We start from the raw sequence: 20,717 nt of genomic DNA on the forward strand, positions 1-20,717 counted from the left end.
AAGGCGTCCTTCAGGGCACTGGGATCTCGCAGCTCGCATCACTTGCTCGTACCCGCGCTGGTGCATCGAAAGGGAGCCTGCAAGAACGTGAACGCCGCCCATGACCTTCGCGGACCCACCCCCGGACCACATGCCCCGAAGGCGCCCTTGACGGAATCTGACGCCGCGAAGGCGCCCTTCAGGGCATCAGCATCGCCGTGTCGCATGCCGCGAAAGCCGAGATTGTGGCGTTAGAGTCCCCCAAGGCGTCCTTCAGGGCACTGGGATCTCGCAGCTCGCATCACTTGCTCGTATCCGCGCTGGTGCATCGAAAGGGAGCCTGCAAGAACGTGAACGCCGCCCATGACCTTCGCGGACCCACCCCCGGACCACATGCCCTGAAGGAGCCCTTGACGGAATCTGACGCCGCGAAGGCGCCCTTCAGGGCATGAGCATCGCCGTGTCGCATGCCGCGAAAGCCGAGATTGTGGCGTTAGAGTCCCCGAAGGCGTCCTTCAGGGACCCGGCGGCCTCCACGCCTCCGCATCTCACCGGAATCGACGCGCGCGGCAGCACTGTGGCCTTCGTGCCCGCTCACGTCCCCGAAGGTGACCTTCGGGGACGTGAGCGGGCCCGGAAAGAGCTACTCCAGCACCACCAGGAGGTCGCCGCCTTCGACCTGCTGCACGGCGTTGATGGCGAGGCGGCCGATCTTCCCGCCGGTCGGCGCGGTGATCGCGGCCTCCATCTTCATCGCCTCGATGGTGGCGACCGTGGCACCGGATTCCACCTCGTCGCCCTCGGCCACCTGCAGCGTCACCACGCCCGCGAACGGCGCGGCCACCTGCTTCGGGTTCGCCTTGTCCGCCTTCTCCGTCGCCGGGATGTCGGAGGCGATCGAGGTGTCGCGGACCTGGATCGGTCGCAGCTGACCGTTCAAAGAGGACATCACGGTGCGCATGCCGCGCTCGTCGGCCTCGCCGATGGCCTCCAGCTCGATCAGCAGCCGGACGCCGGGTTCGAGGTCGACCGCGTACTCCTCGCCTGGCCGCAGACCGTAGAAGAAGTCCTTGCTGGGCAACACACTCGTGTCGCCGTAGGCGGCGCGGTGGGTCTCGTACTCCTTCGTCGGGCCGGGGAAGAGCAGCCGGTTGAGCGTGGCGCGCCGGTCGCTCTGCAGCGCATCGTGATCCTTTGTGGACAGTTCGGCGATCGGCTTCGCGTCCGCACGGCCTTCGAGCGCCTTGGTGCGGAAGGGCTCCGGCCAGCCGCCCGGCGGGTCGCCGAGCTCACCGCGGAGGAACCCGATCACCGAGTCCGGGATGTCGAACTTCGCGGGCTCCGCCTCGAATTCCTCCGGTGCCACACCCGCGCCGACGAGGTGCAGCGCGAGGTCACCGACCACTTTGGACGACGGCGTGACCTTCACGAGGTGGCCGAGGATCCGGTCGGCCGCGGCGTACATGGCCTCGATGTCCTCGAACCGGTCGCCGAGGCCGAGCGCGATCGCCTGCGTGCGCAGGTTGGAGAGCTGGCCGCCGGGGATCTCGTGGTGGTAGACGCGGCCGGTCGGCGAGGCGAGCCCCGCTTCGAACGGCGCGTAGATCTTTCGCACGATCTCCCAGTACGGCTCGAGGTCGCCGATCGCCTGCAGGTCGAGCCCGGTCGGCCGGTCCGAATGGTCCGTCGCGGCCACGATCGCGGACAGCGAAGGCTGCGACGTGGTGCCCGCCATCGACGCCACCGCGCCGTCCACCGCGTCCGCGCCCGCCTGCACCGCGGCGAGGTAGGTGGCGAGCTGGCCGCCCGCGGTGTCGTGCGTGTGGATGTGCACCGGGAGGTCGAACTCCTTGCGCAGCGCGGAAACCAGCTTCACCGCGGCCGGTGCCCGCAGCAGGCCCGCCATGTCCTTGATGGCCAGCACGTGCGCGCCGGCGCCGACGATCTGCTCGGCGAGCTTGAGGTAGTAGTCGAGCGTGTAGAGCTTCTCCCCCGGGTCCGACAGGTCCGAGGTGTAGCACAGCGCGACCTCGGCCACGGCCGAACCGGTCTCGCGGACCGCCTCGATCGCCGGGCGCATCTGCTCGACGTCGTTGAGCGCGTCGAAGATCCGGAAGATGTCGATCCCGGTCTTCGTGGCCTCCTCGACGAAGGCGTTGGTGACCTCGGTCGGATAAGGCGTGTAGCCGACCGTGTTGCGGCCGCGCAGGAGCATCTGCAGGCAGATGTTCGGGATCGCCTCGCGCAGGGCGGCGAGCCGGTCCCACGGGTCCTCGGCGAGGAAGCGCAGCGCGACGTCGTAGGTCGCGCCGCCCCAGCACTCGACCGACAGCAGCTGCGGCACGGTGTGCGCGACCACGGGCGCGACCGCGAGGAGGTCCTTCGTGCGCACCCTGGTCGCCAGCAGCGACTGGTGCGCGTCGCGGAAGGTCGTGTCGGTGACGCCGATGGTCGGCGACTCCCGCAGCCAGCGCGCGAAGCCCTCCGGGCCCAGCTCGGTGAGCTTCTGCTTCGAACCCGCGGGCGGCTCGCTCTCGGGCAGTTTCGGCAGCTTCGCGAGCGGGCTGATCAGCCGCGGCCGCTCGCCGTGCGGACGGTTCACGGTCACGTCGGCGAGGTAGGTCAGCAACCTGGTCCCGCGGTCGGCGGAATGCCGCGCGGTGAGCAGGTGCGGGCGCTGCTCGATGAACGACGTGGTGACATTGCCGTTGCGGAAGTCCTCGTCGTCGAGCACCGCCTGCAGGAAGGGGATGTTCGTGGCCACGCCGCGGATCCGGAACTCGGCGACCGCGCGGCGCGCCCGCCCGACCGCGGTCTTGAAGTCGCGGCCGCGGCAGCTCAGCTTGACCAGCAGCGAGTCGAAGTGCGCGCTGATCTCGGTGCCGGAGAACGCGGTGCCGCCGTCGAGCCGGATCCCCGACCCGCCGGGCGAGCGGTACGCGCTGATCATGCCGGTGTCCGGGCGGAACCCGTTGGCCGGATCCTCGGTGGTGATGCGGCACTGCAACGCCGCGCCCCGCAGGTACACGCTGTCCTGCGAGAGGCCGAGGTCGTCGAGGGTCTCCCCGGCCGCGATCCGGAGCTGCGACTGCACCAGATCGACGTCGGTGACCTCCTCGGTCACCGTGTGCTCGACCTGGATGCGCGGGTTCATCTCGATGAAGACGTGATTGCCCTCGCGGTCGAGCAGGAACTCGACGGTGCCCGCGTTGCGGTAGCCGATCTTGCGCGCGAACGCGACCGCGTCGGCGCAGATCCGGTCGCGCAGCGCGGGGTCGAGGTTCGGCGCCGGCGCCAGCTCGACGACCTTCTGGTGCCGCCGCTGCACCGAGCAGTCGCGCTCGTAGAGGTGGATGACGTTGCCCTCGGCGTCGGCGAGGATCTGCACCTCGATGTGCCGCGGCTCGACGACGGCCTTCTCCAGGAACACCGTGGCGTCACCGAACGCGGACTCCGCCTCGCGCGCGGCGGCCTCGATCGACTCGCGCAGCGCCTTGCGGTCCTGCACGCGCCGCATCCCGCGCCCGCCACCGCCTGCGACCGCCTTGACGAAGACCGGGAACCCGATTTCCTCGGCGGCCTCGACCAGCGCGTCCACATCGGTCGACGGCTCCGACGAGCCGAGCACCGGAACCCCGGCGTCCCGCGCGGCGGCAACCGCGCGGGCCTTGTTGCCGGTCAGCTCCAGGATGTCGGCGCTCGGGCCGACGAACGTGATGCCCGCTTCTTCGCACGCGCGCGCGAGATCGGGGTTCTCGGAGAGGAACCCGTACCCCGGGTAGACCGCGTCGGCGCCTGCCTTCTTGGCCGCCTTGACGATCTCGGAGACCGAGAGGTAAGCACGAACCGGATGGCCCGGCTCGCCGATCTCATGGGCCTCGTCGGCCTTGAGGCGGTGCAGTGAGTTGCGGTCTTCGTGCGGGAACACGGCCACCGTTCCCGCGCCGAGTTCGTAACCCGCGCGGAATGCACGGATCGCGATCTCGCCGCGGTTGGCGACCAGCACCTTGCGGAACATGCCCGGTCCTTCCGGTTTCGGATCGGTAGGTGCAGGCACGGTACCCTGATTGTCTCGCTGGCCGGGAGTTCAGTACCAGGTGATGGACATCATTCCACTCCGGGGTTGCCCGTGACGGGCGTTGGCGCTGCGGGCTGCGGCGTCAGGGTGTAGAGCAGGCGGTTCCCGGTGCCCTGCGGCAGGGGGTTCAGCACGTCCTTCGTGGCGTTGGCGACCAGCGCCGCCGCGGTGCCGGGCGCGCTCGCCTCGGGGTGCAGCCCCCGGTAGAGCGCCGCCGCGCCGGCGACGAACGCGGCGGACATCGACGTACCGGACATCGGGCCGGAGCCGATCCCGGTCGCCGCGGGGCCGGGGATCTCGACGCCGGGTGCGAACAGGTCGACCACCGCGCCGGTGTTGCTGTTCGGCGGCACCCGATCGGTGTTGTCCGAAGCGCCGACGGTCAGCGCCGACGGCTCCCTCGCCGGGGAGAACCCGCCCGCGTCGGTGCCCTCGCCACCCGCGGGCACCGTCACCGGCACTACCGCGGCCAGCGCTCGCACCGCCTCGTCGAGCTGCGGGTTGGGCGCGCCGCCGATGCCCAGCACGGCGACCGCGGGTTGCCTGGCGTTCTCGGTCACCCACTTGATCCCGGCGAGGATGTTGTTCGTCGCGCCGCTGCCGCTGTTGTCGAGCACCCGGACCGGAACGATCTTCACCTTCTTGGCGACCCCGAAGTCCTTGCCGCCGATGATCCCGGCCAGGTGCGTGCCGTGTCCGTTGCCGTCGGCGCCGTCGTCGTCACCGTCGACGAAGTCCTTGCCCTTCTCGACCCTGCCCTCGAAGTCCGGGTTCTTCCCGTCGACCCCGGTGTCGATCACGTACGCCGTGACCTGGTCCGCCGTCGTCTCGTAGTGGTAGGCGTGATCCGTCCCGGTGCGCTGGTCGATCCGGTCGAGCCCCGCGTTGGGCGGGTTCGGCTGCTCACCGCCGTCCGCGTAGGCGGGCGTCGGGAGCATCACGAGTGCGGCCGCGAGTATCGGACCTGACCAGCGAATTTTCATGGTCGACAGCGTTCCCCTCGATCGGTGAACGAACAATCCCACCTTCGGGTCGTTCGTCATGACCCAACCGATATCAGGCGCGGTGGAAAACCACCATTCGGCCGAAGCGTCCGTTCTGACCGACTGGCGAGCAGCGGCGATCGTCCTGTTCCTCGGCCAAGGGCCGCGCGGCTACTCTTCGATCCCGGACCGCGCTCGGTCAGCAGCCGCACGATCCGCTCGATTCCTCACGCCTGAGCCGCGAACCCCGCCTGAACCTCACCGCGGAACCCGGACAGATCCTCGCGTACTTCGGCGACCTTGCCCGTGAGCAGCCATACCCGCTCCTCCAGCGCTGCCACCCGCTGCTCAAAGTTCGCTTTCACCATGGTGGCCGGCCTAACCCGGGTCATCCCCGCGAGTTCGGGGAACACTGGTGCGTTCCGGCACCAGCCACCTGGTCATCCGTGCGGGCGCGGGATGGCAAACTGGGGGCCTTAATGCGACGGGAGTGGCGGTTGAGCGAGCCGGGGACGCGGCGGCCGGGTGGCCGGACCGAGCGCACCAGGGTGGCCGTGTTGATGGCGACCCTCGACGAGCTGGCCGAGCGCGGGTACGCGGGGCTGACCGTGGAGGCGGTGGCGGCGCGGTCCGGGGTGCACAAGACGACGGTGTACCGGCGCTGGGCGTCGGCCGAGGGGCTGGTCGCGGCGGCGCTCGCGATGGGGGCCGAGAGCGAGTGGGTGCCGCCGGATACCGGGTCGCTGCAAGGGGATCTCGCCGGGATCGGGCGCGAGCTGGTCCGGTACTTCACCGAGCCCGCGTTGTCGGCGTTGCCGATGGCCTCGATTTCCGCGGCGTTCCTGTCCGAGCGGGCCGCCGATTCGTTGCGCGCCTACTACGAGGATCGGCACGCGCGGTGCGCCGTCGTGGTGGAGCGTGCCGTCGCGCGTGGGGAGGTTCCCGCCGGGACCGATGCGGTCGAGGTGGTTCGCGCGGCGACGGCGCCGGTGTTCTACCGCTTGTTCGTGTCCAGGGAAGAGGTCGACGATTCGGTGGCCGACAGCGCCGCGCGCATGGCCGTGATCGCGGCGAAGGCGGGCGCGTTCCCCGGCCGCATGCCCCGAAGGTGACCTTCAGGGCGGTGAGCGCCGCGAAGGTCGCCTTCGGGGCATGGGCAACCCGCGCCGCACAGCCGCGAGGGTGGGGAATGTGGCGTTGGATTCCCTGAAGCTCACAGCGATGATGCGCGCGCCGATTCCGGTGAGGTGGGTGGCGGAAGCGTGGAGCCGCTTGGGGAGCCGCCGGGGCTTGATCCCCGAAGGGCCCCTTCGGGGACTCTGACGCCACAATCTCGGCCTTCGCGGCGCGGGGCGGGGCGAAGGTGATGCACTGAAGGACGCCTTCGCGGCACCAGATTCCCTCAAGGACCCCTTCAGGGCGTGCGCGGCGAACCTTGCCTTGGCCTCCGCAGGAGCATCCTTCAGGAAATCCACGCGCGCACGCTCCCCGTGCCCCGCCTTCACCGCCGCGCCGGAACCACCGCGTTGCGCATGCCCTGAGGGTGACCCTCGGGGCATGCACGCTCCGGTCGCCGTCGGCCCCGGAAGTCAGGTTTTTTCCAGGTATTCCACGCGTTCCGCGTCGACGACGTCGGCGGCCAGGGTCGCGAGGCCGGGGTACTTGGCCAGCGACGGGTCCTCGCCGACGACCTGCTGCGCCGTTTCCCGCGCGTGCACGATCACGTCCTCGTCGCGCAGCAAGGAAAGCAGTTTCAGGCTCGACCGCTTTCCGGACTGGCTCGCGCCGAGGATGTCGCCTTCGCGGCGGATTTCCAGGTCCAGCCTCGACAGCTCGAAACCGTCCGTTGTGGACTCGACGGCGGCGAGCCGCTCGCGCGTGGTGGTGCCGTCGAGCGCTTCGGTGACGAGCAGGCACAGGCCAGGCACCTTGCCCCGGCCGACGCGGCCGCGGAGCTGGTGCAGCTGGCTCACGCCGAACCGTTCCGCGTCCATGATCACCATCGCGGTGGCGTTCGGGACGTTCACGCCGACTTCGATCACCGTGGTGGCCACCAGCACGTCGAGCTTGCCCGCGGTGAACTCGCGCATCACCGCGTCCTTCTCTTCGGAGGGCATCCTGCCGTGCAGGACACCGACCTTCAGGCTCGCGAGCGGGCCCGCCTGCAGCTCTTCGGCGAGTTCGAGCACGGCGAGCGGCGGGCGCTTGTCGCTCTTGTCCGACGGCGGCTCGTCGCCGATCCGGGGGCACACCACGTACGCCTGGTGCCCCTTCCCGACCTCTTCGACGACCCGCTGCCACACCCTGTCCAGCCACGCCGGCTTCTCCGCGACCGGCACCACGGTCGTCGCGATCGGCGAGCGGCCCACCGGCATTTCCCGCAGCGCCGAGATTTCCAGGTCACCGTAGACGGTCATGGCGACCGTGCGCGGGATCGGCGTCGCGGTCATCACCAGCACGTGCGGCGAAGTGTCGTCCGCGCCGCGCGAGCGCAGCGCGTCCCGTTGCTCCACCCCGAACCGGTGCTGCTCGTCCACCACGGCGAAACCCAGATCGGCGAACGAAACCGTGTCCTGGATGAGCGCGTGCGTGCCCACCACGATCCCGGCCGCGCCACTGGCCGCGTCGAGCAGCGCCCGCTTGCGCTCCTTCGCGCCCATCGACCCGGTGAGCAGCGTGACGCGGGTGGCGTTGTCGGCTCCGCCGAGTTCGCCGGCCTGTGCGAGATCGCCGAGCATCTCCCGCAGCGACCTGGCGTGCTGCGCGGCGAGCACCTCCGTCGGCGCGAGCATCGCGGCCTGCCGCCCGGCGTCCACCACCTGGAGCATCGCCCGCAGCGCCACGATCGTCTTACCGCTGCCGACCTCGCCCTGCAGCAGCCGGTTCATCGGGTGCACGGCGGAGAGGTCGGCGGCGATCGCCTCGCCGACCTCGCGCTGGCCCGCGGTCAGCTCGAAGGGCAGGCGCTTGTCGAACTCGGCGCGGATGCCGTCCTCGCGGGGCGTGCACGCGCGCGCGGGCCGGGAAACCGTCGAGGACCGGCGCTGCGCGAAGATCAGCTGCACCGCCATCGCCTCGTCCCACTTCAGCCGCTTGCGCGCGTTCTCGAGCGCGCCCCACCCCGACGGGCGGTGGATGTTGCGCAACGCGTCTTCGAGCCCGGCGAAGCCGTTCATCGCGAGCAGTTCCATCGGCATCGGGTCGTCGACGACGTCGAGCATGTCGAGCACCTGGCGGACGCAGTTCGCGATCACCCAGGTCGGCATGCCCTGCGCCGCCGGGTACACCGGGATGATCTCCGCCAGGAAACTGTCCACCGAGGAGTGCTCCAGCGAGTCGAACAGCTCGTACTCGGGGTTCTGGAGCTGCAGCTTGTCGCGGAACTGGGTGACCTTGCCCGCGAAGAGGCCGGTCTTCCCGATCGTCAGGTCCTTCTCCCGCCACGCCTGGTTGAAGAACGCGATCTGCAGGCGGCGCTGCCCGTCGGTGATCACCACTTCGATGATGGTGCCGTTCTTCGCGCGCATCCGGCGCTTGTTCACCGACTCGATGCGCGCCATCACCGTGGCGTGCTCGCCGACCTCGAGGCCCGCGATATCGGTCAGCTCGCCGCGCTCGGCGTACCGGCGCGGATAGTGGCGCACGAGATCGCTCACGGTCTCGATCTTGAGCGCGGTGGACAGCGCTTTGGCCGTCTTGGCGCCGAGCACCTTCGTCAGGTCTTCCCGCAGCCCGATCATCGTTTCTACTCCACACCTATCAGCAGCACGGTGTCGGCCGCGCCGCCCGGATAGCAGGCCAGCTCGACCTCGGGGTGCTCCAGTCGCAGCTGTTCGGCCAGCTCGACCGGCACCCCCGGCGGCGCGCCGGCGCCCAGCAGCACGGTCACCAGTTCCCCGCCGACCGCCAACATACGGTTCAGCACCGACATCGCCGCGGCGACCAGGTTCGTCTCCGTCGCGGGCGCCGGCTCGATCGACACCACCTCGCCGTCGACGAGGCCGAGCACGTCACCGGCCTGCGCGCGGCCGACCCAGGTTATCGACTCCTCTTGTGCCACAAGCAGTTCACCCCGCCGCGTCGCCGCGGCCGCCTCCGCCATGGCCACCACGTCGTCCGAGACGCGGCGGTCCTTGTCGTGCACCGCGAGCGCCGCCAGCACCTGCACGCCCGAGGCGCACGGGATCACCACGACCTCGCGTTCGCCGACCATCGCGTGGCCGGCCGCCGCGTCCGCCGCCGTCGTCAGCGCGGCACCGCCGGCCAGCACGGTGACGTGGCCGCCGGTCGTTTCGGTGATCAGCCCGAGCATTTCCTCCATGCTCGGCGCCGCGCCGGGGGGCACGGGGAGCACCGCGATGCCCTCCGCCCGGAGCACCTCGGCCAGCCCGTCGCCGTGGACCGCGGCGACCACGGTCCGGTCGATCCCGCCCGCCGGTTCCAGCGGCGCGGGCGTGATCAGCGGTTCGACCCTGATCCGGCGCGGGCGCCCCGCGTCGATCCCGGCCTCGATCGCGCCCCCGATATCGGCGCAGTGGACGTGCACGGCGTGGCCGCCGTCACCGTCGGCCGCGACGGTGACGCTGTCGCCGAGCGCGCTGAGCGCCTTCCGCAGACCGGGCAGGTTCGCCGCCGGCATGCCTTCGAGCAGGTACATGACCTCCCACGCGTACGGCGCCGGGCCCTGCTCGGCCGCGACGTGCCCGTGGTGGTGCTCACCCCGTGGCGTCGTGTCCGCTCCCGTGACGACCGCGTGCAGCGCTTCGAGCACGGCGACCAGCCCACGCCCGCCCGCGTCGACGACCCCGGCGCGGGCCAGCACGGGAAGCTGGCTCGGCGTCCGCGCGAGCGCGTCGCGCGCCGCCTCCACCGCCGCCTCGGTGACGGCTTCGACCGAGGCCGGTTCAGCGAGTGCCTTCATCGTCGTGGCGACCGCGTGCATGACCGTCAGCATGGTGCCCGCGACCGGCCGCGCCACCGCGCCCGTCGCCGCTTCGTCGGCCAGTACGAACGCCTCGGCCAGCAGGCCGGGGCCGATTTCCCGGGCGTCGGAGACCGCGTCGGCGAGCCCTCGCAGCACCTGCGACAGGATCACGCCCGAATTGCCGCGAGCGGCTTCGACGGCCCCTTTCGCGAGCACCGCGAGCGCTCGGCCCGCACCATGACCAGCACCATGACCAGCACCGCCCGCGAGCGCGGCTTCGGCGCCGGAGAACGTGTGCAGCAGGTTGGAGCCGGTGTCGGAATCGGCCACCGGGTAGACGTTGATGCCGTTGATCTCCGGGCGCAGCACGTCCAGGCTGCGCACGCTCGCCGCGGCCCATGCCGCGACCGCGGCCTCGTCCAACACCCGATATCCTCCTCGCTGGTCCGCCCACGGTATCGACCCGGTGCCCACCCGGTTCCCTGGGCCGGAAACGCACTCGTTACTATGGTCGAGTTGCCCAGCCAAGCTGGGCTGTCTCGACTTACCTGATCCAAAGGAGTTCGACGTGGCTGCCGTGTGCGACGTCTGTGGCAAGGGACCCGGCTTCGGCAAGTCGGTCTCGCACTCCCACCGCCGTACCAACCGCCGGTGGAACCCGAACATCCAGACCGTGCACGCCAAGGTCGGGGTGTCCCAGCGCAAGCGCCTGAACGTGTGCACCTCGTGCCTCAAGGCGGGCAAGGTCGTTCGGGGCTGACCACAGCTTTCAGGGTGGCGGGTGTTCGCACAGCGAGCACCCGCCATTCTTTTGTGCCGCGAAGGGGAAGCGCATGGTGGCCGCCGAACTGCGCGACGTAACCGTGCACATCGATACCGGGCGGTGGAGCGAAACGGTTCTCGACGCGGTGAGCCTCGCCGTGCCGGAAGGGCGGATCACCGCCCTCATCGGTGAATCGGGCTGCGGCAAGTCCATGGCCGCCGCCGCGCTCACCGGTCTGCTGCCCGCCACCGCCCAGCGTTCCGGGCAGGTGCTCGTCGACGGCACGGTCGCGCACGGCCGGCCGGAGCTGCGCGCCATCGGCTACGCGCCCCAGGACGGGGTGACCGCGTTCAAGCCCGGTGAGGCCGTCGGCGCGCAGTTGCGCGACCTGGAAGAGATCCACCGGCACTGGAGCGTCGAGCGCGCGTGCGCGGCGGCCGGGTATCCCGCGGAAGTGTTCGATCTGCTCCCGCGGCAGCATTCCGGCGGGCAGATCCAGCGCGCGGCGCTCGCCGCGGCGCTGCTGCCGTCGCCCCGAATCCTCGTCGCCGACGAACCCACCGCGTCACTGGACGCGGAGAACGCCTACCGGGTGTGGAAGACGCTGCGCGAATACGCCGATGAGGGCGCCGCCGTGCTCGTCATCACGCAGGACGTGCCCATGCTCGCCGCCACCGGCGTCGCGGACCGGATGGCCGTGATGCGCGCGGGCCGAATCCTCGTCGAGGACTCCGCGGCGGCCGTGGCAGCGCTCGACAACCCCTACGTACAAGGCTTCTTCCGAGAGGGCTAGGGAAGTTTCCAGTCGACCGGCTGGGCGCCCTGCTTTTCGAGCAGTTCGTTCGCCCTGCTGAACGGGCGCGAGCCGAAGAAGCCGTTGTGCGCGGAAAGCGGGCTCGGGTGCGCCGATTCGATGCACGGCACCTGCCCGAGCAACGGCTTGAGGTTGCGCGCGTTGCGGCCCCACAGGATCGCCACCATCGGCTCGTTGCGCGCGGCGAGGGCCTTGATCGCCTGCTCGGTGACGTCTTCCCAGCCCTTGCCCTGGTGCGAGTTGGGCTTGCCCGGCGACACGGTGAGCGCCCTGTTGAGCAGCAGCACGCCCTGCTCGGTCCACGGGGTGAGGTCGCCGTTCGCGGGCAGCGGGTGCCCGAGGTCCTCGGCGTACTCCTTGTAGATGTTCACCAGGCTCTTCGGCAGCGGGCGCACGTCGGGCGCCACCGCGAAGCACAGCCCGATCGCGTGGCCGGGCGTCGGGTACGGGTCCTGCCCGACGATCAGCACGCGGACGCCGTGGAAGGGCTGTTTGAACGCCCGTAGCACGTTCTCCCCCGAGGGGAGGTAGGTCCGCCCCGCGGCGATCTCCGCGCGGAGGAACTCCCCCATCGAGGAAATGCGCTCCGCGACGGGTTCGAGGGCTTGCGCCCAGCCTTCTTCGACGATCTCGGCCAGCGGTCGTGCGGTCACGGCGTGCGAGCCTAGCGCCCTCAGTCCAGGCGCCGGAGCGCGGTACGGAACCAGGCCGCCCGCTCGACGTAGGAGTCGACCACCATGGCGATCTTGTCCGGCCCGAACGAGGTGTTCAGGCGGGTTTTCGCGGGCACGCCGAGCGCGACATGGCCGGACGGCACGCGCGATTCGTACGACAGCACCGCGCCCGCGCCGACCATCCCGCCGTCTTCGATCACGCTGCCGTTGAGCACCACCGCGCCGGAGGCGATCAGGCACCCGGTGCCGATCACCGCGCCCTCGACGTGCACCGCGTGCCCGATCGCCGAGGACGGCCCGAGCACGGTCGGGTGGCGCTGGGTGCAGTGCACCACGCAGCCGTCCTGGATGTTCGAGCGCTCGCCGAGCTCGATGTACCCGTGGTCGCCGCGCAGCACCGTCTGCGGCCACACCGAGGCGTCCGCGGCGATCCGCACGTCGCCGATGACCGTGGCGTCGGGGTGCACGTAGGCGTCGGGGTGGATGGTCGGCTCCAGGTCGCCGAGCGCGTAGATCGCCATCGCGGTATCCCTCCTACGGTCAGCTCACGTCCCCTGCGATTGGATCACGGGCATCGACACCGTCACGACCGGCCACTCGCCGCGTGCCAGGACCGGGCGCGCGGTGCTCGTCGTCGCGGTCTTGGCGGCCGCGCTGACCTGGGCGTCCCCGCTACCGGAGCCGCCGCTGGCGAACGGGCTCGCGCGCACGCCGCCGATGGGGTGGAACAGCTGGAACCAGACCCGCTGCTACGACCTGACCGGGCAAGCGGTGCGCGACGCCGCCGACGCGCTGGTCCGCACCGGGATGCGCGACGCCGGCTACCGCTATGTCGTGGTCGACGACTGCTGGCAGGACCGCACGCGCGGCGCGAACGGCGAGCTGCGCGCCGACCCGCGGCGCTTCCCCGGCGGGATCGCGGCGCTCGCCGACTACGTCCACCGGCGCGGGCTGCTCTTCGGCATCTACTCCGTGCCGGGCTCCGCGACCTGCGCGATGGCAGGAGACGGCTACCCGGCGCACGGCATCGGCTCGCTCGGCCACGAGCGGCAGGACGCGGAGACCTTCGCCGCGTGGGGTGTGGACTACCTGAAGTACGACTGGTGCAACGCCGACACCAACGACGGCCTCCAGCGCCAGCCCGCCTTCGAAAAGATGCGGGACGAACTCGCGAGAACGAACCGAAAGATCGTGTATTCGATCTCGGAATACGGTGTCTCAAGTCCCTGGACGTGGGCGAAGCCGGTGGCCAACCTCTGGCGCACCACCTACGACCTGGCCCCGGACTGGGCGTCGATCTCGTCGGTGATCGAACAGCAGGCCGCCGTCGCGACACACAGCGGCACGCCGGGCGGCTGGAACGACCCGGACATGCTGCAGCTCGGCAACGGGGCGCTGACCGCGGACGAGGCGCGGGCGCACGTTTCGCTGTGGGCCATGCTGAACGCGCCGCTGTTCGCGGGCACCGATCTCGGCGCACTGTCCACAAGCGACATCCAGGCGCTGACCAACCCGGAAGTTGTCGCGCTGGACCAGGATTTCGCGGGCAGCCAGGGGACGAAGGTAGCGGGCACCGCCTCGACGGACGTGTGGCGCAAACCGCTTTCCGGCGGCGGATACGCGGTCGCACTGCTCAACCGCGGCGACACCGAAACCCGGATGCCCACGCGGACACCGGGTCAGTGGCGGGTCCGCGACCTCTGGGCGCACCAGTACGTCGGCGGCGCCGAGTTCGCGGTGCCCCCGCACGGGGTCCGCGTGCTCACTCTGCGCCCGTGCCAAGACCGCCCGTGACCAGTTCCTTGGCGAGGCACACGCAATCCGGTTCGTCGCGGTAGACGCCGTAGTTGGGGATGTCGGTGTAGCCGCAGGACCGGTACAACGCAATCGCTTCCGGCTGCCTCAGCCCGGTTTCGAGCACCACGCGCTTGCGGCCCGCGGCGACCGCGGCGCGCTCCAGCTCCGCGAGCACCGCACGCGCGTACCCGCGGCCCCGCGCCGCCTCGGTGACGTACATCCGCTTCAGCTCGGCGTCACCGGCGCGGAAGAACGGGGCCGGGCCGTCGTGCGCGCGCCACGCGCCGGAGGCCACGGGCGTGCCGTCGTCGGCGTAGGCCACCAGGAAGAGCCCGCGCGGTGCGGAAAACTCGCCGGGGTCCAGCGGCGTGACGTCCGCCTCCCCGTAGCGCTCCTCGTAGACCCTCTGCACCTGCGCCGTCAGGAGCGCGGCGTCCGGGTGGTCGTAGGGCACCGGCTCGATGACCACGGGCTACCTCCAGTGCTGCCAGCCCGTTCCCCCCTCGTAGGCGGTGCCGTCGACGGTCACGCCGGAGTCGGGCATCGTCACCGATCCTATCCGCGCCCAGCCGTCGGGAAGATCGGCGAACGACGGGAAAGTGGCCGCGAGCGCGTGGTCTTCGCCACCGGTGAGCACCCAGGCCATCGGGTCCGCGCCGAGCGCCTTGCCGACTTCGACCAGCCGCTGGTGCACTTCGATCCGCTCGGTCCGCACGTCGATACCGACCTCGGAGGACTCCGCGATGTGGCCGAGATCGGCGAGCAGGCCGTCGGAGACGTCGATCATCGCGGTCGCGCCCGCCTTCGCCGCCGCGGGTCCCGCCGCGTACTCGGGCTCCGGCGCGCGCTGCGCCTTCACCACGCTCACCGGCGACCGGAAACCCCTGCCGAGGACGGCGAGCCCGGCGGCGGCCCAGCCGAGCCTGCCGTTCACCGCGACGATGTCGCCAGGGCGAGCGCCCGAACGGGTGACCGGCGGCCGCCCGCCCAGCTCGCCGAGCGCCGTGACGCTCACCACGAGCTGGTCGGCTCGCACGACGTCACCGCCGACGACACCGGCACCGGCGCGCGAGGCCTCGGCCCACATGCCGTCGGTCAGCTCCTTGATCACGTCCGCACCGGTGTCGCCCGGGCAGGCGAGCCCGACCAGCACGGCGGTCGGCGTCGCGCCCATCGCGGCGATGTCGGCGAGGTTGACCGCGACCGCCTTGCGGCCGACCAGGTCCGGAGTGGACCAGTCGAGCCGGAAGTGCACGCCCTGGACCAGCACATCCGTCGACGCGACGATCCTGCCGTCGGCGGCGGCGACCACGGCCGCGTCGTCACCGGGGCCCAGCAGCGTGGTCGGCGGCTGCGCGCGGCCTTCGGTGACCGCGCGAATCAGCCCGAATTCACCGACCTCACCGACCGTCCCCCCAGTCGGCGTGTGCTGTGGTGACACCCGTCACCCCCGTTCTCACTGGCGCTCGTGTCTATTGATGGCCGATATTCGGAAGCCCTATGTTTTGACGGAACTGGGGTACGTTACCGGCGCTACCACCAGTTCCTACCTGAGCAGGCCGATCCAGACGAAGGGGCACGCCGTGGTCCACGCATACATCCTCATCCAGACCGAAGTCGGCAAGGCGGCGGCCGTCGCGGCCGAGATCTCCGGCGTACCCGGCGTCACCAGTTCGGAGGATGTCACCGGGCCCTACGACGTGATCGTGCGCGCCACCGCGGACACGGTCGACCAGCTCGGCCAGCTCGTGGTCGCGAAGGTGCAGAACGTCGAGGGCATCACCCGCACGCTGACCTGCCCCGTGGTGAACCTCTGAGCCTGGGCCGGAGCGGGGGTTCGTTCAGCGCACCAGCCGGAAGAACCCCCGCACCTGCGCCACAAAGGACTCCGGCTGCTCCAACGCGGCGAAGTGCCCGCCGTGCGGCAGCTCTTCGAACCAGCGCAGGTCCGTGTAGTACTTCTCCGCCTGCCGCCGCGACGGCCGCGTGATCTCCTTCGGGTACACCGAGATGCCCGACGGCGCGCCGACGCCCTCGCCGAAGCCGCGGGGATCGCGCCGGTTCTCCCAGTAGATGCGCGCCGACGAGGTCGCGGACGCGGTGAACCAGTAGGCGGAAATGTTGTCGAGGATCTTCTGCCGGGAAACCGCGTCCTCCGGCCTGCCGGTGTTGTCGGTCCACGCCCAGAACTTCTCCGCGATCCACGCCGCCTGTCCGGCGGGCGAGTCGGTCAGGCCGTAGCCGAGCGTCTGCGGGCGGGTGCTCTGCTGCTTGGAATAGCCGGTCCCGGTGGCGACGAACTCCATCGCCTCCTCCATCGCCTGCTGCTCCTCCGGCGCCGGGTCCGCCAGCGGCGGCAGCGAGGCGAAGTTGACGTGCACGCCCGCGAGGTGCTCCCGCGCCACCGAGTCGAGCACGATGCTCACGGCCGCGCCCCAGTCACCGCCCTGCGCGCCGTAGCGCTCGTACCCGAGCGAGCCCATCAGCTCGTCCCACGCCTTCGCGATCCGCGGCAGGTTCCACCCCGGCCCGGCAGGCTTGTCGCTCCAGGCGAACCCTGGCAGCGAGGGCGCGACGACGTGGAAGGCGTCCGCGGGGTCGCCGCCGTGCGCACGCGGGTCGGTGAGCGGGCCGAGCACGTCGAGGAACTCGTACACCGATCCCGGCCAGCCGTGCGTCAGCACCAGCGGCAGCGCGTCCGGCTCCGGCGAGGTGACGTGCAGGTAGTGCACGCCGAGGCCGTCCACTTCGGTGCGGAACTGCGGGAACGCGTTGAGCCGCGCGGCGAACCCGAAGTCGTAGTCCTCCGCCCAGTACCGGCACAGCTCGCGCACGTAGTCGAGCGGCGCGCCCTGCGACCAGTCGCCGACCGTTTCTGCCTCCGCCCACCTCGTGCGCCGCAAGCGTTCGCGCAGATCGTCGATTTCGGCTTCGGACACCGTCACTTCGAACCGTTCGGGCACGGGCTCGCTCCCCTCGTCGGTGAGATCCACGCTACCGGGCGTGGGGGCGACGCTCACCGCCCCGAACTCGCGTGATGTCATGACCGGGTGCCTGAAACCGACACCGGCGCCCCACCGCGCACGCTGATCGTCGTCGCGGCCGTGCTCGCGGTCGCGCTCGCGGTCGGCGTCGCGATCTTCGGGATCGTGGCCGGTAGCAGCAGCTCCGAGAACGCCGACGACGACGCGGTGGTCGGCCCGCTGCCGCTGGTGTCCGTGCCCGCGCCGCGGGCGAGCGCGCCGGACTGCGCGGACCTCGTCGCCGCGGTGCCCGGCGAGCTGACTTCGGACGGCAAGCAGCTCCCGCGCCGCGAGCTGGCCGCGCCCGCGCCACCCGCCACCGCGGCCTGGGGCCGGGACAACCCGGTGGTGCTGCGCTGCGGCCTCGACCGGCCCGCCGAGCTGACGCCGACCGCGCAGCTCCGGGTCGTCAACGGCGTGCAGTGGCTGGAAGTCCCCGGCGAGGGCACCGCGACCTGGTACGCGGTGGACCGCCCGGTCGTCGTGGCGCTGACCATCCCCGGCGACGCGGGAACCGGGCCGCTCCAGGACCTGTCCACCCTGATCGGCACCAAGCTGAAGGCCCAGCCGCTGAAGTTCTAGCCCGCCGATCGCCCGTCCGAGGCGCGCCCTCCGGGGCGTCCGGGCCGGTCGATTTGGGTGTGGGGGCGGGCGTGTGGAGCCGCCCGGGGGCTTGGTCCCTGAAGGACGCCTTCAGGGAATCTGACGCCACAAACTCGACCTTCGCGGTGCGCGCCGTAGTTGTTGCTGATGCCCCGAAGGGGGCCTTCGCGGCACCAGATTCCCCCAAGGGCCCCTTCAGGGCATTGCGACCCAGGACGAGCCCGCGAAGGACGTAGCCGCGGCCTTCACGCCCATGACGACCCCCACTTCAGGCGCACGAACGCGGAAACGCGAGCCGCGAGATCCCCGCACAGGCCCCCAAGGACGCCCTCAGGGAACCTAACGCCACAAACTCGACCCTCACGGCACACGCCATGACGCTGCCCATGCCCCGAAGGGGACCTTCGCGGCACCAGATTCCCCCAAGGGCCCCTTCAGGGCATGCGCAACGGGCCCCAGAGCCCCCTCAAGGAGCACCCTTCAGCGCTGTGCAGTGCAGTGCCGTGCCGTGCCGTGCCGGGGCAGAGCGCTAGCGGAGACCGGTGCCCCTGGCGATGGCGGTGTCGATGAGGGTGGAAAGCAGCGTCGGGTAGTCGACGCCGGTGACGGCCCACATCTTCGGGTAGGCCGAGGTGGTGGTGAACCCCGGCATGGTGTTCACCTCGTTGATGATCAGCTCGCCGCCGTCGGTGACGAAGAAGTCCACGCGCGCGATGCCCTGGCCGTCCAGTGCGCGGAACGCCTTGACCGCCATCGCGCGGATCCGCTCGATGACCTCGTCGTCGAGCTTCGCGGGGATGTCCAGCTCGGCGGCTTCGCCGAGGTACTTCGCCTCGAAGTCGTACCAGGCGCTCGGGTCCTGGTCGAGCACGCGGATCTCGGCTGGCAGCGACGCTTCGACGCGGCCGTCGGGGAACTCCAGCACCCCGCACTCGACCTCGCGGCCCACGACCGCCTTCTCCACCAGCACCTTCGGGTCGGTCTCCCGCGCCAGCGCGATCGCGGCGTCGAGGTCGGCCCAGTCGGTGACCTTGCTGATGCCGAACGAGGACCCGGCGCGCGCGGGCTTGACGAACACCGGCAGCCCGAGCCGCTCGCGGTCTTCGATGTCCACAGTGGACTGTCCACGACGGAGGGTGACCGCATCGCCGACCGGAAGCCCTTCCGCGGCAAGGAGTTTCTTCGCGTACTCCTTGTCCATCGCGGCGGCGCTCGCGAGCACGCCGGCGCCGACGTAGGGGATGCCCGACATTTCGAGCAGGCCCTGGATCGTGCCGTCCTCACCGAACGCGCCGTGCAGCACCGGGAACACCACGTCGACGGCGGAGAGCACCTCGGACTCGCCACCCGGCTCCAGGCTCACGAGCTGCTGGCTCGTCGGGTCGCCTGCCAGCACGAGCGCCTTGCCGTCATCGATGGTCGGCAGCGTCGTGCCGTCGATGCGCAGCGTCTCCGGGTCGCCGGTGCCCAGTACCCACCCGCCGTGCGGGGTGATCCCCACCGGCACCACCTCGAAGCGCTCCGGATCGAGGTTCGCCAGCACACTACCGGCGGAAACGCAGGAGATCGTGTGCTCGCTGCTACGGCCGCCGAACACCACGGCAACCCGCGTCTTGGGTGAGCTCATGGAGCGCCACCCTACCGGGCGCTTGCGCCGCCGGATTCAGCGCAGTAAGCCCACCAAGGTGTCCAGCGCGTCGTGCAGGGCATCCCTGGAACAGCCCGCGTAGCCGATCGCCACGCCGTGCGCGGAGGGCGTCCCGGCGAAGTGACGTGCCAGCCCGTCGAGCCGGATTCCCCTCGCCTCGGCCTCGGCGAGACGCTCCCGCTCGACCGCCGCCGAGGTGAACAGGACGACGAGATGGGCGCCCGCGTCATCGCCGAGCACCCGCACTCCCCCGTCCCGCAGCGCCGCGACCAGCATCGACCGGCGTTCGGACAGCTCGCGCCGCAGCTTGCGCAGGTGGCGGCCGAGATCACCGTGCCTGGCCAGCTCGACCAGCACCCGCTGACCGGCTGGCGACGGCCTGGTGCCGGTGCGGTCGCGGTAGGTCAGCACGGCGGCGGTCACCTCGGGCGGCGCGACCATCCAGCCGGCGCCGAGCGTCGGGGTGAGGATCTTGCTGGTGGTGCCGAGGTGCACCACCACGTCCGGCGCGAGCGCGGCGAGCAACGGCAACGGTGCGACGTCGAACCGCAGTTCGCCGTCGTAGTCGTCCTCGATGATCAGGAGCTGCTCCGCACGGGCGCGTTCGACCAGCTCGACCCGGCGGGACGCGCTCATCCTGCTGCCCATCGGGTACTGGTGCGCCGGCGAGCAGTACACCGCGCGGACCCCGGCGGGAACCGCCTCCGGACGCAGGCCTTCGTCGTCGACGGGCACGCCGGTGACCCGCACGCCCGCGGCGCCGAACGCCTGCACCGCGCGCTGGTAACCGGGTTCCTCGACGGCGACCACGTCACCGGGTTCGAGCACCGCGCCCGCGAGTTCGACCACCGCCGCCGTGGTGCCGCCGGTGGCCAGCACCGAGTCCGTGCCGACGGCGAGCCCGCGGTGGCGCAGCAGGTGTTCCCCGATCGCCGCCCGGTACTCGGGGACGCCCGCGCGCTGCACGCGGACGAGCGGCGCGGTGTCCGCCGCGGCACGCCACGCCCGGCGCCACGCCGCCCTGTCGAGCCCCTCCGCCCACGGCGTGCCCGGCGTGAGGTCGAGCAGTTCGACCGGCTCGCGAACCTCGCCGAAGACGGTCCCGTGCGCGGGCACGTCACCCGGCGGCGACGTCGTGACGTAGGTGCCGGAGCCGTGCCGCCCGGCGATCCAGCCTTCGGCGTGGAGTTGCTCGTAGGCGGCGGAGGTGACCGTGCGGCTCACGCCGAGCCGGTCGGCGAGCGCGCGGGTGGACGGCAGCCGGTCGCCGCCGCGAAGATGACCCGTGGCGGCCGAAGCGCGCAGGGCGTCGGCGAGCTGGACCGCGAGCGGCACCCCGGACTCGCGGTCGAGGAAGACGGGCAGCGCGGTATCGGCGTTCGACACGCACACCTCCAAAGTGGCCTTCCAAACCATACCCGTATTGGACAT

18 protein-coding genes are annotated in these 20,717 nt (G+C 71.1%); 6 read left to right on the forward strand and 12 right to left on the reverse strand.

Annotated elements, in window-relative coordinates; translation table 11 throughout:
- Positions 1 to 622: 622 nt before the first annotated feature.
- From ABD256_RS35405 to ABD256_RS35415, 3 genes are all read right to left on the reverse strand, one after another.
- The gene (locus ABD256_RS35405) at positions 623 to 3,997 is read right to left on the reverse strand and encodes a pyruvate carboxylase (RefSeq protein WP_344429168.1); all 3,375 of its coding nucleotides are present in this window, start codon (positions 3,995 to 3,997) and stop codon (positions 623 to 625) included.
- 89 nt (positions 3,998 to 4,086) lie between these two features.
- Positions 4,087 to 5,040, reverse strand: coding sequence for a S8 family peptidase (locus ABD256_RS35410; RefSeq protein ID WP_425546576.1), 954 nt, complete (start codon positions 5,038 to 5,040; stop codon positions 4,087 to 4,089).
- Positions 5,041 to 5,267: 227 nt separating this feature from the next.
- Positions 5,268 to 5,408, reverse strand: a complete 141-nt coding sequence (locus ABD256_RS35415) for a hypothetical protein (RefSeq protein WP_344429170.1) — start codon at positions 5,406 to 5,408, stop codon at positions 5,268 to 5,270.
- A gap of 129 nt (positions 5,409 to 5,537) precedes the next feature.
- On the opposite strand from ABD256_RS35415, the gene ABD256_RS35420 reads away from it, so the two are divergent.
- A complete protein-coding gene (locus ABD256_RS35420) occupies positions 5,538 to 6,152 on the forward strand; it encodes a TetR/AcrR family transcriptional regulator (protein ID WP_344429172.1) in 615 nt (204 codons plus the stop codon).
- A gap of 477 nt (positions 6,153 to 6,629) precedes the next feature.
- Here the strand turns inward: ABD256_RS35420 and recG are convergent, their stop codons facing one another.
- Together recG and ABD256_RS35430 are read right to left on the reverse strand one after the other, a co-directional pair.
- On the reverse strand, positions 6,630 to 8,780 hold the full coding sequence (gene recG / locus ABD256_RS35425; protein ID WP_344429174.1) for an ATP-dependent DNA helicase RecG: 2,151 nt from the start codon (positions 8,778 to 8,780) through the stop codon (positions 6,630 to 6,632).
- A 5-nt stretch (positions 8,781 to 8,785) separates the two neighbouring features.
- Positions 8,786 to 10,390, reverse strand: coding sequence for a DAK2 domain-containing protein (locus tag ABD256_RS35430; protein WP_344429176.1), 1,605 nt, complete (start codon positions 10,388 to 10,390; stop codon positions 8,786 to 8,788).
- A 142-nt stretch (positions 10,391 to 10,532) separates the two neighbouring features.
- On the opposite strand from ABD256_RS35430, the gene rpmB reads away from it, so the two are divergent.
- Entirely contained in the window at positions 10,533 to 10,724 is a 192-nt protein-coding gene (rpmB, locus tag ABD256_RS35435) for a 50S ribosomal protein L28 (RefSeq protein ID WP_145938227.1), read from the forward strand.
- Positions 10,725 to 10,797: 73 nt separating this feature from the next.
- Complete coding sequence (locus tag ABD256_RS35440; RefSeq protein ID WP_344429180.1) at positions 10,798 to 11,520, forward strand: ATP-binding cassette domain-containing protein; 723 nt, start codon at positions 10,798 to 10,800, stop codon at positions 11,518 to 11,520.
- Here the strand turns inward: ABD256_RS35440 and ABD256_RS35445 are convergent.
- A complete protein-coding gene (locus ABD256_RS35445) occupies positions 11,517 to 12,194 on the reverse strand; it encodes a uracil-DNA glycosylase (protein ID WP_344429182.1) in 678 nt (225 codons plus the stop codon). The two genes, ABD256_RS35440 and ABD256_RS35445, sit on opposite strands and share 4 nt — an antisense overlap.
- A gap of 20 nt (positions 12,195 to 12,214) precedes the next feature.
- Positions 12,215 to 12,736: a gamma carbonic anhydrase family protein gene (locus ABD256_RS35450; RefSeq protein ID WP_344429184.1), complete on the reverse strand. Its 522-nt coding sequence runs from the start codon at positions 12,734 to 12,736 to the stop codon at positions 12,215 to 12,217.
- 103 nt (positions 12,737 to 12,839) lie between these two features.
- Between ABD256_RS35450 and ABD256_RS35455 the strand changes: the two genes are divergently transcribed.
- Positions 12,840 to 14,009 (forward strand): glycoside hydrolase family 27 protein, encoded by a 1,170-nt coding sequence (locus ABD256_RS35455; RefSeq protein WP_344429186.1) that lies wholly within the window; start codon positions 12,840 to 12,842, stop codon positions 14,007 to 14,009.
- Here the strand turns inward: ABD256_RS35455 and ABD256_RS35460 are convergent.
- Positions 13,978 to 14,481: a GNAT family N-acetyltransferase gene (locus ABD256_RS35460; RefSeq protein WP_344429188.1), complete on the reverse strand. Its 504-nt coding sequence runs from the start codon at positions 14,479 to 14,481 to the stop codon at positions 13,978 to 13,980. The two genes, ABD256_RS35455 and ABD256_RS35460, sit on opposite strands and share 32 nt — an antisense overlap.
- Positions 14,482 to 14,484: 3 nt before the next feature.
- A complete protein-coding gene (locus ABD256_RS35465) occupies positions 14,485 to 15,453 on the reverse strand; it encodes a thiamine-phosphate kinase (RefSeq protein ID WP_344429190.1) in 969 nt (322 codons plus the stop codon).
- Between the two features lie 142 nt (positions 15,454 to 15,595).
- Here ABD256_RS35465 and ABD256_RS35470 point away from each other — a divergent pair, with 142 nt between their 5' ends.
- A complete protein-coding gene (locus ABD256_RS35470; protein WP_215542402.1) occupies positions 15,596 to 15,829 on the forward strand; it encodes an Lrp/AsnC family transcriptional regulator in 234 nt (77 codons plus the stop codon).
- 24 nt (positions 15,830 to 15,853) lie between these two features.
- Here the strand turns inward: ABD256_RS35470 and ABD256_RS35475 are convergent, their stop codons facing one another.
- Entirely contained in the window at positions 15,854 to 16,975 is a 1,122-nt protein-coding gene (locus tag ABD256_RS35475) for an epoxide hydrolase family protein (RefSeq protein ID WP_344429277.1), read from the reverse strand.
- Between the two features lie 87 nt (positions 16,976 to 17,062).
- Between ABD256_RS35475 and ABD256_RS35480 the strand changes: the two genes are divergently transcribed.
- Positions 17,063 to 17,617, forward strand: a complete 555-nt coding sequence (locus ABD256_RS35480; protein WP_344429193.1) for a DUF3515 domain-containing protein — start codon at positions 17,063 to 17,065, stop codon at positions 17,615 to 17,617.
- Between the two features lie 550 nt (positions 17,618 to 18,167).
- Here ABD256_RS35480 and ABD256_RS35485 read toward each other — a convergent pair.
- Together ABD256_RS35485 and pdxR are read right to left on the reverse strand one after the other, a co-directional pair.
- The gene (locus tag ABD256_RS35485; protein WP_344429195.1) at positions 18,168 to 19,265 is read right to left on the reverse strand and encodes a D-alanine--D-alanine ligase family protein; all 1,098 of its coding nucleotides are present in this window, start codon (positions 19,263 to 19,265) and stop codon (positions 18,168 to 18,170) included.
- Positions 19,266 to 19,301: 36 nt separating this feature from the next.
- Positions 19,302 to 20,702 (reverse strand): MocR-like pyridoxine biosynthesis transcription factor PdxR, encoded by a 1,401-nt coding sequence (pdxR, locus tag ABD256_RS35490; RefSeq protein WP_425546577.1) that lies wholly within the window; start codon positions 20,700 to 20,702, stop codon positions 19,302 to 19,304.
- Positions 20,703 to 20,717 lie beyond the last annotated feature (15 nt).

The sequence above is a fragment of the Amycolatopsis minnesotensis genome (genome assembly GCF_039529815.1).
Classification (GTDB): domain Bacteria; phylum Actinomycetota; class Actinomycetes; order Mycobacteriales; family Pseudonocardiaceae; genus Amycolatopsis; species Amycolatopsis minnesotensis.

Coding starts and splice junctions, on each gene's coding strand:
- ABD256_RS35405 (WP_344429168.1), bottom strand. CDS start 3,997: ATGTTCCGCAAGGTGCTGGTCGCCAACCGCGGCGAGATCGCGATCCGT.
- ABD256_RS35410 (WP_425546576.1), bottom strand. CDS start 5,040: ATGAAAATTCGCTGGTCAGGTCCGATACTCGCGGCCGCACTCGTGATG.
- ABD256_RS35415 (WP_344429170.1), bottom strand. CDS start 5,408: ATGGTGAAAGCGAACTTTGAGCAGCGGGTGGCAGCGCTGGAGGAGCGG.
- recG (WP_344429174.1), bottom strand. CDS start 8,780: ATGATCGGGCTGCGGGAAGACCTGACGAAGGTGCTCGGCGCCAAGACG.
- ABD256_RS35440 (WP_344429180.1), top strand. CDS start 10,798: ATGGTGGCCGCCGAACTGCGCGACGTAACCGTGCACATCGATACCGGG.
- ABD256_RS35450 (WP_344429184.1), bottom strand. CDS start 12,736: ATGGCGATCTACGCGCTCGGCGACCTGGAGCCGACCATCCACCCCGAC.
- ABD256_RS35485 (WP_344429195.1), bottom strand. CDS start 19,265: ATGAGCTCACCCAAGACGCGGGTTGCCGTGGTGTTCGGCGGCCGTAGC.
- pdxR (WP_425546577.1), bottom strand. CDS start 20,702: ATGGTTTGGAAGGCCACTTTGGAGGTGTGCGTGTCGAACGCCGATACC.